Annotated in this window: 16 protein-coding genes, 1 tRNA gene and 1 pseudogene; 15 read left to right on the top strand and 3 right to left on the bottom strand. The window is 49.6% G+C overall.

All coding sequences use genetic code 11. The annotated features are described in order from the left end of the window. Position 1 precedes the first annotated feature (1 nt). Positions 2–2,857 carry an excinuclease ABC subunit UvrA gene (gene uvrA / locus ACZGCQ_RS09835; protein WP_133207887.1) on the top strand — a complete coding sequence of 952 codons (2,856 nt, stop codon included), beginning with the start codon at positions 2–4 and terminating at the stop codon, positions 2,855–2,857. A gap of 100 nt (positions 2,858–2,957) precedes the next feature. Beyond that, a complete protein-coding gene (locus tag ACZGCQ_RS09830; protein WP_149427770.1) occupies positions 2,958–4,067 on the top strand; it encodes a DUF4097 family beta strand repeat-containing protein in 1,110 nt (369 codons plus the stop codon). 236 nt (positions 4,068–4,303) lie between these two features. On the opposite strand, the gene ACZGCQ_RS09825 is transcribed toward ACZGCQ_RS09830, so the two are convergent. Next, the gene (locus ACZGCQ_RS09825; RefSeq protein ID WP_481266129.1) at positions 4,304–4,687 is read right to left on the bottom strand and encodes a hypothetical protein; all 384 of its coding nucleotides are present in this window, start codon (positions 4,685–4,687) and stop codon (positions 4,304–4,306) included. Positions 4,688–4,813: 126 nt separating this feature from the next. Here ACZGCQ_RS09825 and hprK point away from each other — a divergent pair, with 126 nt between their 5' ends. The 11 genes from hprK to ACZGCQ_RS09770 all read left to right on the top strand — a co-directional run bounded on the left by hprK (position 4,814) and on the right by ACZGCQ_RS09770 (position 13,975). Beyond that, positions 4,814–5,749: an HPr(Ser) kinase/phosphatase gene (gene hprK, locus ACZGCQ_RS09820; protein ID WP_035396292.1), complete on the top strand. Its 936-nt coding sequence runs from the start codon at positions 4,814–4,816 to the stop codon at positions 5,747–5,749. Next, positions 5,749–6,582 (top strand): prolipoprotein diacylglyceryl transferase, encoded by an 834-nt coding sequence (gene lgt, locus ACZGCQ_RS09815; protein ID WP_214807646.1) that lies wholly within the window; start codon positions 5,749–5,751, stop codon positions 6,580–6,582. Before hprK ends, lgt begins: the two co-directional genes overlap by 1 nt. A gap of 3 nt (positions 6,583–6,585) precedes the next feature. Further along, positions 6,586–7,242, top strand: coding sequence for a pyrophosphatase PpaX (gene ppaX / locus ACZGCQ_RS09810; RefSeq protein ID WP_481266128.1), 657 nt, complete (start codon positions 6,586–6,588; stop codon positions 7,240–7,242). Further along, complete coding sequence (locus ACZGCQ_RS09805; protein WP_035396297.1) at positions 7,226–7,708, top strand: acyltransferase; 483 nt, start codon at positions 7,226–7,228, stop codon at positions 7,706–7,708. The genes ppaX and ACZGCQ_RS09805 overlap by 17 nt, the downstream gene beginning before the upstream one ends. A gap of 30 nt (positions 7,709–7,738) precedes the next feature. Further along, positions 7,739–8,119, top strand: coding sequence for a sporulation phosphorelay system protein KapB (gene kapB, locus ACZGCQ_RS09800; RefSeq protein ID WP_023469227.1), 381 nt, complete (start codon positions 7,739–7,741; stop codon positions 8,117–8,119). 96 nt (positions 8,120–8,215) lie between these two features. Beyond that, on the top strand, positions 8,216–9,700 hold the full coding sequence (locus ACZGCQ_RS09795) for a tetratricopeptide repeat protein (protein WP_047393317.1): 1,485 nt from the start codon (positions 8,216–8,218) through the stop codon (positions 9,698–9,700). 61 nt (positions 9,701–9,761) lie between these two features. Continuing rightward, complete coding sequence (gene trxB, locus ACZGCQ_RS09790; protein ID WP_023469225.1) at positions 9,762–10,724, top strand: thioredoxin-disulfide reductase; 963 nt, start codon at positions 9,762–9,764, stop codon at positions 10,722–10,724. Between the two features lie 111 nt (positions 10,725–10,835). Then, entirely contained in the window at positions 10,836–11,705 is an 870-nt protein-coding gene (rapZ, locus tag ACZGCQ_RS09785) for an RNase adapter RapZ (RefSeq protein ID WP_029342483.1), read from the top strand. Next, complete coding sequence (locus ACZGCQ_RS09780) at positions 11,705–12,703, top strand: gluconeogenesis factor YvcK family protein (RefSeq protein WP_035409984.1); 999 nt, start codon at positions 11,705–11,707, stop codon at positions 12,701–12,703. The genes rapZ and ACZGCQ_RS09780 overlap by 1 nt, the downstream gene beginning before the upstream one ends. Next, positions 12,700–13,656, top strand: a complete 957-nt coding sequence (whiA, locus tag ACZGCQ_RS09775) for a DNA-binding protein WhiA (protein ID WP_023469222.1) — start codon at positions 12,700–12,702, stop codon at positions 13,654–13,656. The genes ACZGCQ_RS09780 and whiA overlap by 4 nt, the downstream gene beginning before the upstream one ends. Positions 13,657–13,738: 82 nt before the next feature. Further along, positions 13,739–13,975 (top strand): hypothetical protein, encoded by a 237-nt coding sequence (locus ACZGCQ_RS09770; RefSeq protein WP_023469221.1) that lies wholly within the window; start codon positions 13,739–13,741, stop codon positions 13,973–13,975. Between the two features lie 112 nt (positions 13,976–14,087). On the opposite strand, the pseudogene clpP reads toward ACZGCQ_RS09770, so the two are convergent. Continuing rightward, positions 14,088–14,672: pseudogene (gene clpP / locus ACZGCQ_RS09765) on the bottom strand (ATP-dependent Clp endopeptidase proteolytic subunit ClpP); the annotation flags it as partial. A 182-nt stretch (positions 14,673–14,854) separates the two neighbouring features. Beyond that, a tRNA-Arg gene (locus tag ACZGCQ_RS09760) sits at positions 14,855–14,930 on the bottom strand. Between the two features lie 154 nt (positions 14,931–15,084). Between ACZGCQ_RS09760 and ACZGCQ_RS09755 the strand changes: the two genes are divergently transcribed. Continuing rightward, positions 15,085–16,227 carry an RNA polymerase factor sigma-54 gene (locus ACZGCQ_RS09755; protein WP_481266127.1) on the top strand — a complete coding sequence of 381 codons (1,143 nt, stop codon included), beginning with the start codon at positions 15,085–15,087 and terminating at the stop codon, positions 16,225–16,227. Continuing rightward, positions 16,218–16,478 (top strand): glutaredoxin family protein, encoded by a 261-nt coding sequence (locus tag ACZGCQ_RS09750; RefSeq protein ID WP_069940926.1) that lies wholly within the window; start codon positions 16,218–16,220, stop codon positions 16,476–16,478. Before ACZGCQ_RS09755 ends, ACZGCQ_RS09750 begins: the two co-directional genes overlap by 10 nt. The last annotated feature ends 32 nt before the right edge of the window (positions 16,479–16,510 follow it).

Raw genomic sequence — 16,510 nt, 5'->3', positions numbered from 1 at the left:
GTTGGGAGAAAAGAAGAATCAGATTATCATCAAAGGCGCTCGCGTCAATAATCTACAAAACATCGATGTCGAAATCCCCCGCGATCAGCTCGTCGTCTTGACGGGTTTGTCCGGGTCAGGGAAATCGTCGCTTGCCTTCGACACGATTTACGCGGAAGGACAACGGCGTTATGTCGAAAGTTTATCTGCCTATGCCCGTCAGTTCCTCGGACAGATGGATAAACCGGATGTCGACACGATTGAAGGACTGAGTCCAGCAATTTCAATCGACCAGAAGACGACGAGTAAAAACCCACGTTCGACGGTCGGAACGGTCACAGAGATCTATGACTATTTGCGCCTGTTGTACGCACGAATTGGTAAACCGATTTGTCCGAATCACGGAATCGAGATTTCAAGCCAGACGATCAGCCAGATGGTCGACCAAGTGATGGAGTTGCCGGAGCGGACGCGTCTGCAAATCCTCGCGCCAATCGTTTCCGGACGAAAAGGAACGCACGTCAAGGTGCTCGACGATTTGAAGAAGGAAGGCTTCGTCCGCGTCCGTGTCAACGGAGAGACGATGGATCTCGCCGAAGAGATCACGCTTGAGAAAAACAAGAAACACTCGATCGAAGTCGTCGTCGACCGTGTCGTCGTGCGACCAGACGTCGAAGCCCGTCTTGCGGACTCACTTGAGACTGCACTTCGCCTCGCGGATGGTCGGGTCATCGTCGATACGATGGACGGCAACGAATTGTTGTTCAGTGAACATCATGCTTGTCCAATTTGTGGCTTCTCAATCGGCGAACTCGAACCACGGATGTTCTCGTTCAACTCACCGTTTGGTGCTTGTACGTCATGTGATGGTCTCGGAACGAAGCTTGAGGTCGATGTTGATCTTGTCGTACCGCATCCCGATAAGTCATTGAACGAAGGGGCAATCGTAGCGTGGGAACCGACGAGCTCGCAGTATTATCCACAATTACTCAAAGCGGTCTGTGACCACTTCAAGATCGATATGGATACACCGTTCGAACAATTGTCAGAAGAACATCGCGAAACGATCTTGAACGGAAACACGAAGGAAGAGATTCACTTCCGTTATGAGAACGACTTTGGGATGGTCCGAAATACGAACCTCTACTTCGAAGGGGTCCTCAATAACTTACAACGTCGTTTCAAGGAGACGTCGTCTGATTATATTCGGGAACAGATGGAAGGCTACATGGCGAAGAAAGCATGTCCGACGTGTAAAGGACACCGCTTAAAACGGGAATCGCTCGCCGTCAAAGTATCCGATCACCATATCGGTGAAGTGACGAAGATGTCCGTCAAACAAGCGGTTATGTTCTTCGACGAACTGCCGGAGAAATTGAGTGAGAAGGATCAGACGATTTCGCGGATGATCGTTCGTGAGATTCACGAACGGGCGTCGTTCCTTGAGAACGTCGGTCTCGATTACCTGACGATCTCACGCGCAGCGGGGACATTGTCCGGTGGGGAAGCGCAACGGATTCGTCTTGCGACACAAATCGGTTCGCGTCTGACGGGCGTCCTCTACGTTCTCGATGAACCATCGATCGGTTTACACCAACGTGATAATGATCGTCTGATCAATACGCTGAAGGCGATGCGTGATCTCGGCAACACGTTGATCGTCGTCGAACACGATGAAGACACGATGATGGCAGCCGACTACTTGATCGATATCGGACCTGGTGCCGGCGATCACGGTGGATTCGTCACGGCAGCCGGGAAACCGGAAGAGTTGATGCAGGATGCGAACTCGTTGACTGGTCAATACTTGTCCGGGAAGAAGTTCATTCCTGTTCCGTCGACACGCAAAGAGCCAGACGGTCGGATGCTTCATATCCACAAAGCATCGGAAAACAACTTGAAGAACGTCGATGTCGACATTCCGCTGGGTCTGTTCGTCGCTGTCACCGGTGTCTCGGGATCCGGAAAATCGACGTTGATCAATGAAATTCTCTATAAGACGATTGCGCACGAGATGAACCGGGCGAAAGAAAAACCGGGTGCCCATAAAGGGATCACGGGTCTTGACCAAATCGATAAGGTCATCGACATCGATCAATCGCCGATTGGTCGGACACCACGTTCGAACCCAGCAACGTATACCGGTGTCTTCGATGACATCCGTGACGTCTTTGCTTCGACGAACGAAGCGAAACTCCGTGGTTACAAAAAAGGGCGTTTCAGTTTCAACATCAAGGGTGGACGTTGTGAAGCGTGTCGCGGTGACGGCATCATCAAGATTGAGATGCACTTCTTACCGGACGTTTATGTTCCGTGTGAAGTCTGTCACGGGAAACGCTACAACCGCGAAACACTCGAAGTGAAATATAAAGGCAAAACGATTGCTGATGTCCTTGAGATGACGGTTGAAGATGCCCTCGCCTTCTTCGAGAACATTCCGAAGATCACGCGTAAATTACAGACGATCGCTGACGTCGGTCTGACGTACATGCGTCTCGGTCAACCCGCGACGGAACTGTCCGGCGGGGAAGCACAACGTGTTAAACTAGCGTCCGAGTTGCATAAACGCTCGACTGGGAAGACGATCTATATTCTCGATGAGCCTACGACAGGACTCCACGTCCACGATATCGCGCGTCTCTTGAAAGTCTTACAACGTCTCGTCGACAATGGTGATACGGTGCTCGTTATCGAACACAACTTGGATGTCATCAAGACGGCCGACTACTTGATTGATTTAGGACCAGAGGGTGGCGACGGTGGCGGAACGATTGTTGCTGCCGGTACACCGGAACAGATTGCTGAAGTCGAAGCATCCTACACGGGCCGATACCTCGCACCTGTCCTTGAACGCGATGCGGCACGAATTGAATCGTGAAACTTTTGTGGATGAGGATTCGTAGGAAGGAACTAAGGGAACTTAAACGAAAGTATCATGTAACACACGTTTGAGGTTCAAGAATAGGAGGGAACGGTTCATGAAGCAAGATATGCGTCAATTGATATTGGAGCAAGTCAAAGAAGGAAAGTTAACGATTGATGAGGCACTCGATAAACTCGAGCGGCTCGAAGCGATCGACGAACGTGCAACTTCTGCCAGTGAACATAAGTACGTCGATGAACCAGAACAATATGATCGGGTCGACCAGTATTCCGTCGATTCGCTGACGACGAAAGTCATGTCAGCGTTCGATAATCTCGTCAGCCGGATCAAGGACAGTGATCTTTCGCTTAATCAGGCGTCCGGTCCGAACGTCACCTACGTCAAACAATTCCCGTTTAGCGGTGAGACGGTTCACGTCGATCTGTTCAATGCGAACTTGGTCGTCGAACCGAGTGATCTCGAAGAATGCGAATTGACGGTGACAGGACGCCCGCTCCGCCGCCAACAGGTGACGGAAGAACAGGCGCTTGAGCAACTTCAAGCCGCTGTGCAACACGCAGTCTCGGCCAACACACTCTCGATTCGTTTGAAGGATAAGAGTGTCCGGGCGACAGTCCATCTGAAAGTACCACGCCGTCATTACGAATCATTCGTCTTACAGACGCTGAACGGGGAGATTTCGTTGACGTCACTCGATACGACATCTGCTCAACTGATGACAGCGAACGGTCGAGTCAACGTCCGCGATCTGTTCAGTGAGGATGTCAAAGTATCGACAGCGAACGGTTCGATTGAAATCGAAGAGTCGGAGTTGAAAGTCTTGAAGGCGAAGACAGCTAATGGACAAATCATCACGACAGGTGTCTTCGAACGTTCAGAACTGAAAACAGCGAACGGAAACGTCCGCTGCGAGCTGAAGACAGCGCAAAATGCGAAGGTCAAAGCGTCGTCGCTTGCTGGAAGCATCGCTTTGATGTTGCCACACGGCGCTGAAGTCTACGGGGAGCTTGAGACGAACTTCGGTGGTCTCAACTGCAACCTCGATGACATGGAATTAATCCGGGATCAAAAAGAGATCGTCAACCGGAAACTCCATTTTGTCTCAGGTCGCGGTCGCTCACCAAAAATTGAGGTTGAAGCGGATACGAAGACAGGTACGATTTCGGTTACACATGGTGTTCACCTCAGTCCACAAGCTTTATAAGCATACTAGCGCAACTTCTTGAAAAAGGGGTTGCGCTTTTCTTATGACGTCTTATCCGCTTTGCGTGCTTTCCTCAGGCGAGACACAAGCCGCAGCTACGTCGTTCTAGGAACGAGTAGCCGGGTCTCATTTGTCTCTGACAGCGCTTTTTCCTGTAGGAGTCACGCGAGCGGAGCTTCGTCATCTGCATAGACAAAAACACCCATCCTTACTGAAAAGGATGGATGTAGCTTACATCAATAATCGTAGTCCTGATCCATCATCGGCTCGTCGAAATTCATGTTCTCGATATTATTCATATCGTAACCGAACGAGAGTAAGGCAAAGACACCGATGATTGCAAGAACGATCGAAACGAGAATCAGACCGATTCCGAGCCAACTCTTTCCGCGTGCGCGATTCCAATAGAAGATGATCGCGAGGACGTAGGAGATGAATGAACCACTAATGAAGATTCCGATGATTGAGATGATGAAGAATAAGAGGGCAGTTTGATCTTGATTACGCGAATACGCTTTCCACATATCAATTAGTGAGATGATGAGATAGACGAAACCAGCAATCGCTAGAACCGCAAATAAGATAATGACTAAAATCAATCCGATACCACCGCCTGACATCACGGCAAAACCTCCTTCAAAATATTAACTCTTTATTCCATTCCCAAGAAATCATGCTTCTAATCCAATTCCATGAATCGAATAAAAATATGGTACAATACTTCAAGTGAAAGGGGCTGACGAAGCGTGCAACCAAAAGTGCGAACAGCTGAAATCGTAAAACAATTCAATCTCCACATCGTCACGGGAGAAGAGGGCTTACATCGCCCGATTCTGACGGCTGATTTGTGCCGACCTGGCCTTGTGCTTGCCGGTTACTATGCCTATTACCCGGCAGAACGTCTCCAGATTCTCGGAAAAACAGAATTGACGTTCTTCAATAATTTAACGTACGAGGAACAACGCGAACGAGCGAACGTCCTTTGTACGGATGAAACACCTGGTATCTTGATTACACGTGGATTCGAAGTACCGGAAGCGATCATCCAAGCCGCGGACGAAACGAACGTGCCACTGTTGACGACAAAAGGGCATACGACATCGGTCGAGTCACAGATCACGAACTTCCTCGAAGCGGAACTTGCACCAACGACGGCGATGCATGGTGTCCTCGTCGATATCTATGGTGTCGGTGTCTTCATCAAAGGGGCAAGTGGTGTCGGTAAATCGGAAACGGCACTCGAACTCGTTAAGCGAGGTCACCGCCTAGTGGCAGATGACTCAGTTGAGATTCGTCAAACGGGTGACGGGATTCTCGTTGGGACAGCACCGAAGTTGATTCAACATCTGCTTGAGATTCGTGGAATCGGGATCATCGACGTGATGACGTTGTTCGGTGCAGGTGCGGTTCGCTCGCATAAGAAGATCAGCCTCGTCTGTAACCTCGAGATTTGGGATCAATCGAAAGTCTATGACCGCGTCGGTCTCGATCAAGAGACACTCCAAATCATCGATACGGAAATTCCGTTCCTGACGATTCCGGTTCGTCCCGGACGAAACCTTGCTGTCATCATCGAAGTCGCAGCGATGAACTATCGTCTGAAGAACATGGGCATCAACACAGCAGAAGAATTCGCGGGACGTCTCGCGCAAGCAATTGAAGATGGGAATGGTGGTCTTTGATGGGAACTTTAGCCTCTGTACAACCAACGTTTGACCGCGTGGCGATCGAACTCGGTCCTGTACCGATTTACTGGTACGGCATCGTCATCGCACTCGGTGCGGTCGTCGGTCTCCTGATTGCGATCTTCGAGTCGAAGCGGATCGGCTTCAACGAAGAGTATGCGGTTGATGTCGTCATCTGGTCGATTCCGATCAGTATCATCTGTGCCCGGATTTACTACGTCGCGTTCGAGTGGAACTACTATAGTCAACATCTCGACCAAATCATTAACATTCGCCAAGGTGGGATCGCGATCCACGGTGCGATCATCGGGGCGATTTTGACGGTCATTATCTATACGCGTAAGAAAAAAATCTCGTTCTGGCAAATCGCCGATATCTTGGCACCATCGCTCTTGTTCGGTCAAGCGGTCGGACGCTGGGGCAACTTCTTCAACCAAGAAGCACACGGTGGCGAGACGACATGGTCGTACTTACAAGATACGTTGCACTTGCCGAACTGGATCGTCAATCAGATGTACATTGATGGAACATACTATTTACCGACGTTCCTCTATGAAAGCATCTGGAACATTATCGGTGTCATTCTATTGATCGTCTGGCGGATGAAGTTCAATCCACGCCGTGGGTATGTCTTCCTCGGTTATCTCGTTTGGTATTCGATCGGACGCTACTATATTGAAGGTCTCCGGACGGACAGTCTGTTGATGGGGGATGGACTCCGGACGGCGCAAATCGTCTCGATCTGTCTAATCATCTTCGGTGTGATCATGATGGTCGTTCGCCGCAACGCCGTTCGTTACTTGGACGGTTCAAAAAAGGAGGCGAAGTAATCGATGATTCGCACGCTACTGTTTGACTTAGATGGCACGTTGATCGACACGAATCCATTGATTTTAAAAAGCTTCGAGCATACGCTCAGTTACTATTATCCGGACCGGACGTTCACGGAAGCAGAACTGCTTCCGTTCATCGGTCCGACGCTTGAAAAATCATTCTCGGCGATGAATGCGGAAGAGTGGAAAGAGATGGTCGCCTTTTACCGGAGCTACAACATCGCGATGCATGACGCGCTCGTGCTCGAGTATCCAGGTGTGCTTGACGGATTACGTCGTCTGCATGAAGCAGGATACAAGATGGCGGTCGTGACGTCGAAGAGTCGTCGTGTCGCCCTCCGCGGTATCGAGTTGTTCGGATTGACGTCACTCTTTGACGCGGTCATCGCAGCCGACGACGTAACGGAAGAAAAACCAGCCGTCGAGCCGTTCGAAAAAGCGATGCAGTTGCTTGGATCAACAGCAGACGAAACGATCATGGTCGGTGACAACGATACGGACATTCTCGGTGGTAAGAACGCGGGACTGAAGACAGTCGCGGTCGGTTGGGCGATCAAAGGACGCGCGTACTTAGAAGCCCTCGAGCCGGACGTCATCATTGATTCGATGGATCATCTTGCTGCTTGGCTGGAGGAACAAAATGGCACGGCGAACTGATCGGTTTCAGGTCGGAACGACGAATCCACTCTGGCACATGTACCGGACGGTGTCGTTTTTTAAAGTGATGTGGTGCTTTACGATCATCACGATCGGTCGGTTTGCTCCGTCGCTTCGTTTCAAGAACGCGCTTTACCGGACATGTCTGCGGATGAAGATCGGGGAGAAGACGGCACTTGCCTTGATGGTGATGCCGGACACGATGTTCCCGGAGCGGATCACGATTGGTGACAATACGATCATCGGCTTCAATACGACGATTCTCTGTCATGAATATTTGACGACGGAGTACCGCTTAGGCGACGTCGTCATCGGAAGCAACGTCTTGATTGGTGCGAACGTGACGATCCTACCGGGTGTAACGATTGGAGATGGTGCCGTCGTTGGTGCCGGATCAGTTGTTCACCGGGACATTGCACCGAACGAACGGGTCTCGAGTCAGCCGCTTCGCCGGCATGAAATGTGACAAAACTGTGAGAAGGAAGAAGGAAAAAAGATGACGCACATCCGCTTTACGTATAAGACAGGAAAGTATTTCGGAAGATTATTCGCCGAACGTCCACAAGGTCTCGTCGTTGAGGTGTTGGCTGTCGAGAAGCATCCTGTTCAAGGGGATCTTCACCAGCCGAACCAAGTCGATGTCCCGCTCTTCCATATCCGGACCGCCTTGCATAAGCACGAAAAGATCACGGTTTCGCCCGCAGTCGTTTATGCATATGACGGAGAGATTCCGGATTATGCGACGAGCTTACGGCAAGCATATGACAAGGACGTGGCACGTCTTGAAGGACTGAATCCAGAGACGGATGCTTTTGTACGAAAATGCTTAGAGAATTACAAGGAACTGGAATCGATTTATGCGAAACGCTGGGGATGAACTCCGGCGTTTTTTTCTGTTGCATGCCTCCTAGAGATAGGGTATTCTTGTGTCTGCAACTACGAAACCAGTTTACTATTTATGGGGGCTTGAATCATGATGGAATTAACCAAATACAAAGCAGACCCCTTTGCGATAACAGCGCGGCAAGCGGAACTTTTTTATTTCCGCGGACGGAAGGCGCACCGGGAAGGGCGACTGGATGAAGCCGTCTATCATCTAGATGAGGCGACGACACTTCAGCCAGCGGACATCCGCTATTTGCTCCGTTATGCCCGTGTCTTATTCGAGACAGGAGAAATCAATCATGCGAATGATGTCTTGAAACAAGTACGTGCACTCGACGCATCAAATACGGAAGCACTCTTTTATTTAGCGAATAACTACGCACACGTCTCACTTTATGAAGAAGCGCGACAACATGCGATGGAATATTTAGAGCAAGCACCAAACGGCAAACACGCGGAGGCATCGGCCGCACTCGTGGAACTGATTGATCTTGAACAAGAGATGGAAGACGACGAAGAGGATGAATTGATTCGTCTGCATGGTCAGGCACAACGCCAGATCGATAAAGGGATGCTGTTCGCGGCACAGGAGACGTTGACTGGATTGATTGCCCAGTACCCGACGTTCTGGCCTGCCTACAACAACCTCGCGATCGTCGAGTTCTATTTAGGAGAGAACGATCAGGCATTCGCTTCCCTCGAACGGGTCCTTGAAGGGAATCCGGGGAATTTGCATGCCCTTTGTAACACGCTCGTCTTGCTACACGAGATGGGTCAGGACGAAGAGGCGCACCGTCTCTCCCGTCAGCTCGAACACGTCCGTTCCGTGCACCTTGAGACACGTTATAAGGTCGCATCAACTTTAGCGATCATCGGACGGTACGATATCGCTTATGAAGAGTTGAAGTTGCTCGAGCGTCGCGGTTACCGGGGAGACCCACTCTTTGGTCACTGGTTATCGATCTCTGCCTATAAGACGGGACACGTCGAAGAAGCGGCTGCTTTCTTGAAGTCGGACGAAGCACAAGCGTTAAAGGAAGAGACGGATACGTATGACATCCGCCACAACCTCCAATTTCGCTCAGCACTCATCCAAGCGTTGAAGACGGAAGATGATGTTTCACGGATCTTTACGGCACTTCTCCTTGGTAAACTGAACGATGCCGAGGCACGGCTTGCGTTATCGATGATGCCGGAAGTGACGGACCGCGAAGACGTCCTCTTATTGACAGAACAGATAGTCATCGAGATGGAGGGTCGGACTGATGTCGTGGATGAACGCATTCACCGGGCATTACAGACGATCCGTCTTGCGGAACGATTCGTTTCAGACGAAGAACGAATGAGTCTTGAAGGTGATTTTTATGAACGCTTCGCACAACTCGTCTTAAGCGGCGAGTCATTCGATTCAATCGAAGCATCGGCTGCATCGCTCCTCTATCTGTTCCATGATTTACGGGACGGGATGTTGATCGAGGAATGTGCATCGCTTGTCGATTGTTCGTTCGATCACGTCGCATCGATGATCCGGACACATGAACGGATGCTGGCACCGCTACAAGCAAAGTGTTAGACGTTTAGGCGATTCTCACCTATACTCAAACTACAATGAATTTAAAAAATGGGGTGGAATCATGGCGGAAACAGAACAAAAAATTTATGACGTCATCATCATCGGGGCAGGACCTGCTGGGATGACAGCCGCACTTTATGCATCACGTGCGAACCTTTCGACATTGATGATCGAACGCGGGATTCCGGGCGGTCAGATGGCGAACACAGAAGATATCGAGAACTACCCAGGATACGATAGCATCCTCGGACCCGATCTCTCACAAAAAATGTTCGACCACTCGAAAGCATTCGGCGCAGAATATGCGTACGGAGACGTTCGAAGCATCGAAGACGGTAAAGCATACAAAACGATTCATGCACACAACAAAGATTACTACGCACGGGCGATCATCATCGCGTCCGGTGCACAATATAAAAAAATCGGCGTACCGGGTGAAGAAGAGCTCGGCGGTCGCGGTGTCTCATACTGTGCCGTCTGTGATGGCGCGTTCTTCAAAGAAAAAGAACTCTTCGTCATCGGTGGAGGCGACTCTGCGGTGGAAGAAGGTGTCTACTTGACACGCTTCGCGAAAAAAGTCACGATCGTACACCGTCGCGATGAGCTCCGTGCTCAAAAAATTCTTCAAAAACGTGCGTTCGACAACCCGAAAATCGACTTCATCTGGAACCATACGGTCAAACAGATTAACGAACAAGACGGGAAAGTCGGCGGTATCGAGCTGATCAATACAAAAACAGCTGACGTGACGACGCATCCGATCGATGGAGTCTTCATCTACATCGGGATGAACCCAATCACTGGTTACGTCCAAGATCTCGGGATCTTAAACGACCAAGGCTACGTCGTAACGAACGAAGCGATGGAAACGAACATCAAAGGCATCTTTGCTGCTGGTGACGTACGTGAAAAAACATTGCGCCAAGTCGTTACAGCAACGAACGATGGTTCGATCGCAGCGCAAAATGCACAGCATTTCATCGAAGCGTTGCTTGAAGAATTACAAGAATCCTCACACGCATAATATCGAACCAGTTTCATTGAAGGAGACTTCAGTGAAGCTGGCTCTTTTTTTATGATATACTGAGAAAGAAGTGAAAAATACACACGGAACTGTTGTCTGGAGGGCGAAAAGATGGAACAGAATCAACCGCAACTTGTCATCATCACGGGTATGAGTGGGGCTGGGAAGACTGTCGCAATGAACAGCTTTGAGGACTTAGGCTATTTTTGTGTCGACAATTTACCCCCGACGTTACTGCCGCATCTCATCGAAGTCATTGGACAAGTGCGTCCTAAAATCGCCGTTGCCATCGATACCCGCGCGCGTGATTTCATCGACAGCTTTTTTGTCGTCTATGAGGATTTAAAGAAAACCGACTTACAAATCCGGATGTTGTACCTCGATGCACGAAATGATGTCCTCGTACGCCGCTACAAGGAATCGCGTCGTTCGCATCCGCTCGCACCGACGGATTCACCATTGATCGGGATCGAACGTGAGCGGACGTTGCTCGAAGGATTCCGTGATAAGGCACAGATGCTGATTGATACGAGTGACATCAAGCCGCTTGCACTGAAAGAACGTCTCTTGAAGGAGTTCACGGAAGGGACGCGGATTCCGTTTACGGTCAACGTCATGTCGTTCGGGTTCAAACATGGCTTACCGCTCGATGCCGATCTCGTCTTTGACCTGCGATTCTTACCGAACCCGTTCTATATTCCAGAGCTGCGTCCAAAGACGGGACTCGACGAGGAAGTCGCGTCGTACGTCATGCAGTGGCCGGAAGCGAAGCTGTTCTATAAAAAACTCGTCGATTTGCTTGAATTCCTGATTCCGCAATATGAGCGAGAAGGGAAGTCGCAACTCGTCATCGCTCTTGGTTGTACAGGCGGGAAACACCGTTCGATTACATTCGCGGAAGCGATCAGTAAAGAATTCGCGACGCAGTATCATATCGAGACGAATCACCGGGATTATGTGTATGCGAAGGAGGAGAAGTGATGAAATGGGAACGTAAAGTCGTCGCCGTTGGTGGCGGGACAGGACTCTCGACGCTTCTTCGTGGACTGAAACATTATCCGCTCGACATCACAGCCATCGTCACGGTCGCTGATGACGGCGGTAGTTCTGGTCGTCTGCGGACGGAATTCAACATGTTGCCGCCAGGAGATATTCGAAACGTCATCGTCTCCTTATCAAAGTCGGAGACGTTGATGGACCGAATCATGCAGTATCGGTTCGAAACAGGGGAAGGTCTGCATGGTCATTCGCTCGGAAACTTGATGCTGACGGCAGCGACCCAGCTTTGTAACGGTTCGTTCGTCGAAGCAATTGGTGTCATGGGACAATTGTTGAACGCAGAAGGAAAAGTCTATCCGGCGACGGAACGGACGATCACACTCTGTGCCGAGTTCGAGGACGGGACGATCGTCAAAGGCGAGTCGTTGATCCCGAAGGTCGGTAAGAAGATCGAACGGATTTTCCTTGAAGAACAAGACGTTCGTCCGGTACCAGAAGCGATTCAGGCGATTCTTGATGCCGATGTCATCGTCCTGGGTCCGGGTAGTCTCTATACGAGTATCATCCCGAATGTCCTGATCGATGAGATCCGGGAAGCGATCCAACAATCACTGGCTCCGGTCGTCTATATCTGTAACGTCATGACGCAACCCGGCGAGACGACGGCGTTCACAGCCAATGAGCATTTAGCGGCACTCGAACGCTTCCTTGGACAAGGCGTCGTTGATACGATTATCGTCAACAACGAATCGATCGATGCGAGTTACCTAAAGAAATACCAAAAAGATCACGCTGACATCGTCACTTATAATGAAAAACAATTCGAGCTCGCTGGCGTTGAAGTGCTGGCAGACGATATCGTCGACTACAATCATCATTTCATCCGTCATGACTCAGATGCCGTTGCAAGCCTTGTCATGCGAAAGGTGTTGTCGATTCGACGGATGCGTCAACTCGAAGGAAAGGAGGAGCTGACATGAGCTTTGCCTCAGAAGTCAAAAAAGAATTAACGCAGATTCCGATCACCGATCACGAGATGAAGGCGGAACTCGCGGCACTCGCCCGGATGAACGGTGCGATCTCGTTCGGGCTTGGACGTGGTCTGACGCTCGATATCTCGACCGAGAATGCCTCGATTGCCCGTCGGATCTATTCGCTGTTGAAAAAAGCATACGGGGTCCATCTCGATCTGCTCGTGCGGAAGAAAATGCGTCTGAAAAAGAATAATGTCTATATCGTCCGCGTCAAACAACAAGCGGACAAGATTTTACAAGACCTCGGAATTTTAGGGGAAGGATTCACGATGATTCGTTCCATCAGTGACACGATCCTAAATGACGAACGCAAAGCGCGCGCGTATTTACGAGGGGCGTTTCTCGCCGGGGGTTCGCTCAACAATCCGGCGACGTCGTCGTATCACTTGGAGATCTTCAGCTTATATGAGGAGCACAATGCGGCGTTACGTGGTTTATCAAACGTCTTTGATTTGAACGCGAAGGCGATTGAACGGAAAAAGGGACACATTCTCTATATCAAGGAGAGCGAAAAGATTTCTGATTTCCTCAAGCTCGTTGATGCGACACAATCGATGCTACGGTTCGAGGACGTCCGGATCTTAAAAGATATGCGTAACTCGGTCAACCGTCTCGTCAACTGTGAGACGGCGAACCTCAACAAAACGGTCGGTGCGGCATTACGTCAAGTTGAGAACATCAAGTTCCTTGAGCGGACGGTTGGACTTGATGTCTTACCGGATAAGTTGAAGGAGATCGCGATCTTGCGTGTGACACATCAAGACGTCACTTTACAAGAGCTCGGCGAGATGGTCGAAAGCGGCTCCATCTCAAAATCAGGGATCAATCACCGGTTACGGAAGATTGATCAAATCGCTGAAAAAGTACGAAATGGAGAGTCGATGACAGGGGCCTTATAAGAGGGTCGCTTGCGGGATGAACCATAGTCTACTATAATATATAGTCGATGCAACTAAATGTTCGAATTAAGGAGTTTTTGAAATGGCTAACGAAAAGAAACGTATTTCGCTGACAGTCGATGCGAAGTTTGATGAAGTGTTAACAAAAAAAGCAAAATCAATCGGTGTACCGAAAAGCACACTCGTTGCGTTCGCAACATCTTTATTCCTGAAGCAATTACAAGCAGAAGAAGAGCTTTCGCCACATGCGAACGCTATTTACTCGCTGATTCGTGAAAACCACGATATCGTTTCAGACATCACAGACTTGATCGACTGATCATCGACCTCTCGTTCTATAAGGAACGGGAGGTTTTTTTGTATGCAACGATAACCGACAAGACTTTATGGATACAAAAAAAGTGCCTCCCGAAGGAGACACTCTGGATGACTTATGCACGTTCCATGACGCGGTCGATGAGACCGTAATCAGCAGCAGCTTGTGCTGACATGAAGTTGTCACGCTCTGTATCGCGTTCGATGACTTCAAGTGGTTGTCCTGTGTTTTCAGCCATGATTTTGTTGAGGTGCTCACGCATTTTGATGATACGCTCCGCATGGATTTTGATATCCGATGCTTGACCTTGTGTACCACCGAGTGGTTGGTGGATCATGATTTCAGCGTTTGGTAACGCGAAACGTTTTCCTTTTGCGCCTGCTTGGAGCAAGAACGCACCCATCGATGCTGCCATACCGATACAAATCGTTGAGACTTGTGGCTTGATGAAGTTCATTGTATCGTAAATCGCCATACCGGCAGTGATCGAACCACCTGGGCTGTTGATGTAAAGCGAGATTTCTTTATCTGGATCTTCTGCTGCTAAGAACAGAAGTTGGGCAACGACTGAGTTGGCGACGTTGTCGTCAATCGCGCTCCCGAGAAGAATGATGCGGTCTTTTAGCAAACGTGAGTAGATATCGTAAGCACGTTCCCCGCGGTTTGTTTGTTCGATGACTGTTGGAATTAACATAGTCTTTGCCTCCTTATAGTTGGTATGTAGCTTCCTATTCGACTTATCCTTATCATAATCCTTTGGTCAATATTGGTCAAAAGATACGATGCGACTTTTAGGTATTTTTCCATTACAAGGGCAAATGAAACATATCAATATAGAAAAAAGGCAACGCCATTGCTGGCATTGCCTTGTAGTTGAATAAATGGTACACCCGGAGAGATTCGAACTCCCGACACCTGGTACCGGAAACCAGTGCTCTATCCCCTGAGCTACGGGTGCATCTGATGTACTGAACAATTAATAGTATAGCGACATTTTTTCAGAAAAGCAATAGGGAAGCATGACTTTTCTTTTCTCTAGCGACTCAAAAGGGGTTCAGAGCACGTTTTTTAAAACGTTTCTTCTATAATAAGAAGTGGGGGGAGGGGAATCGATGGATCAACGCCAGGAACAGACGCAACAGATGACGTTATCGGCGTCACAACAGTATCAGTTACATGTACTTGAGCAACCAGCAGCTGAGCTCGAGGAGGAATGGCGACGGTTGAAACGACGGTTGCATCGTCATTACCCGAATCAGGTTTCGCTAGAGGTCGAGCAGATGGCAGGACATTTGGCATCCTATGAAGACGAGCTTCTTGCACAAATACGTTTAGAATCAGTCAGACAGGAAATAGGATATATGGCGGAACAACTCATCGTGTATTTAGAAGCGGACGGTTTATTGCGGACATCGGACGAGCAGCTCGCTGCATCCTTCTCGACCGATGTCGCAACGATTACAGAAGCACGGACACTCTTACAACAATGTGAACCAGTCGGCATCGCTGCCCGCTCGGAGCGCGAGTGCCAATGGTTACAGGCGATCGAGCTAAACGACGCGGAATTGATCGGACTGACAGATCGGCTACGACATGAACCGGCGAGTCAGGTGTTCGCTCATTACAGTGAACAGGATCGAGCGCGGTTGCGAAAACGACTGACAAGGCTGAGCCGGACACCGGATCTTCCTAAAGAAGAACGATTGGTCATGGCAGAAGCGCGGATTCACCTGTTAGATGGAAAACTTCAGATCGACTGGATGACACTCGACACGGATCAGACGTGGCTTGGATTAAAAGAGGCAACGCCTTTTTTGCGCGCGTACGAACGACGCCGTGTCACGATGCATGCCATCCTCTCGGTCTTGCTTGAGCGACAAGAACGCTGGTTCAAGGGAGAGCTGCATCTTGAGCCATTGACGAAAAAACAAGTCGCTGAGGCAACGGGGCATCATCCGTCAACGATTGGTCGAGCGATTGCGTCGAAGTATGTCGAGACGGTCCACGGTCTCGTTGCCCTAGAAGACTTGTTCGTCTCACGGACGACAACCGGAGATTCGAGTTTTTTGATTAAACGGCGGATCGCCGAATACATTCAACATAGCAATCGTCCGTTAAGTGATCAGCAATTGACAGATCGCCTGCAAGCAGATGGTCTGACAGTCGCACGACGGACGGTCGCGAAATATCGGGCAGCGCTTGGTTTAACGAAAAAAACGATGCAGCAAAGGAAGGCGCAATCAGAATGGGATTAAAACGACACAGACACTTAACACTCTATTCACGTCCGGGATGTACGCTATGTGAAGAGGCCGCCATCTTACTCGACTTCGTACTCGATGAGTTTCCGGAATGGACGTTCGAGGAAGTCAACATCGATCAGGATGAAGCGCTCAGTCTACGGTTCTTATACGAGATTCCCGTCGTTATGCATGACGGTGAAATCTGGAGTTATGGCAAATTCGAGACAGAAACAGTAAGAAAACGCTTACTTCAAAAAACTTGAGAAACGAGACTTGCAAGGCGAGAAATGGACTG

This window comes from Exiguobacterium sp. HSB13 (assembly GCF_056764755.1).
The sequence above is the reverse complement of the archived record's forward strand: the minus strand, read 5'-3'. Positions and strand labels throughout refer to the sequence as shown.

Bases quoted from the DNA above. Each gene is read 5' to 3' on its own strand.
- ACZGCQ_RS09805 (WP_035396297.1), top strand. From the start codon at position 7,226: ATGGCACGGCGAACTGATCGGTTTCAGGTCGGAACGACGAATCCACTC.
- whiA (WP_023469222.1), top strand. From the start codon at position 12,700: ATGAGCTTTGCCTCAGAAGTCAAAAAAGAATTAACGCAGATTCCGATC.
- lgt (WP_214807646.1), top strand. From the start codon at position 5,749: ATGGGAACTTTAGCCTCTGTACAACCAACGTTTGACCGCGTGGCGATC.
- ACZGCQ_RS09770 (WP_023469221.1), top strand. From the start codon at position 13,739: ATGGCTAACGAAAAGAAACGTATTTCGCTGACAGTCGATGCGAAGTTT.
- ACZGCQ_RS09825 (WP_481266129.1), bottom strand. From the start codon at position 4,687: ATGTCAGGCGGTGGTATCGGATTGATTTTAGTCATTATCTTATTTGCG.
- kapB (WP_023469227.1), top strand. From the start codon at position 7,739: ATGACGCACATCCGCTTTACGTATAAGACAGGAAAGTATTTCGGAAGA.
- trxB (WP_023469225.1), top strand. From the start codon at position 9,762: ATGGCGGAAACAGAACAAAAAATTTATGACGTCATCATCATCGGGGCA.
- rapZ (WP_029342483.1), top strand. From the start codon at position 10,836: ATGGAACAGAATCAACCGCAACTTGTCATCATCACGGGTATGAGTGGG.
- ACZGCQ_RS09795 (WP_047393317.1), top strand. From the start codon at position 8,216: ATGATGGAATTAACCAAATACAAAGCAGACCCCTTTGCGATAACAGCG.
- ACZGCQ_RS09830 (WP_149427770.1), top strand. From the start codon at position 2,958: ATGAAGCAAGATATGCGTCAATTGATATTGGAGCAAGTCAAAGAAGGA.
- ppaX (WP_481266128.1), top strand. From the start codon at position 6,586: ATGATTCGCACGCTACTGTTTGACTTAGATGGCACGTTGATCGACACG.
- ACZGCQ_RS09755 (WP_481266127.1), top strand. From the start codon at position 15,085: ATGGATCAACGCCAGGAACAGACGCAACAGATGACGTTATCGGCGTCA.
- ACZGCQ_RS09750 (WP_069940926.1), top strand. From the start codon at position 16,218: ATGGGATTAAAACGACACAGACACTTAACACTCTATTCACGTCCGGGA.
- ACZGCQ_RS09780 (WP_035409984.1), top strand. From the start codon at position 11,705: ATGAAATGGGAACGTAAAGTCGTCGCCGTTGGTGGCGGGACAGGACTC.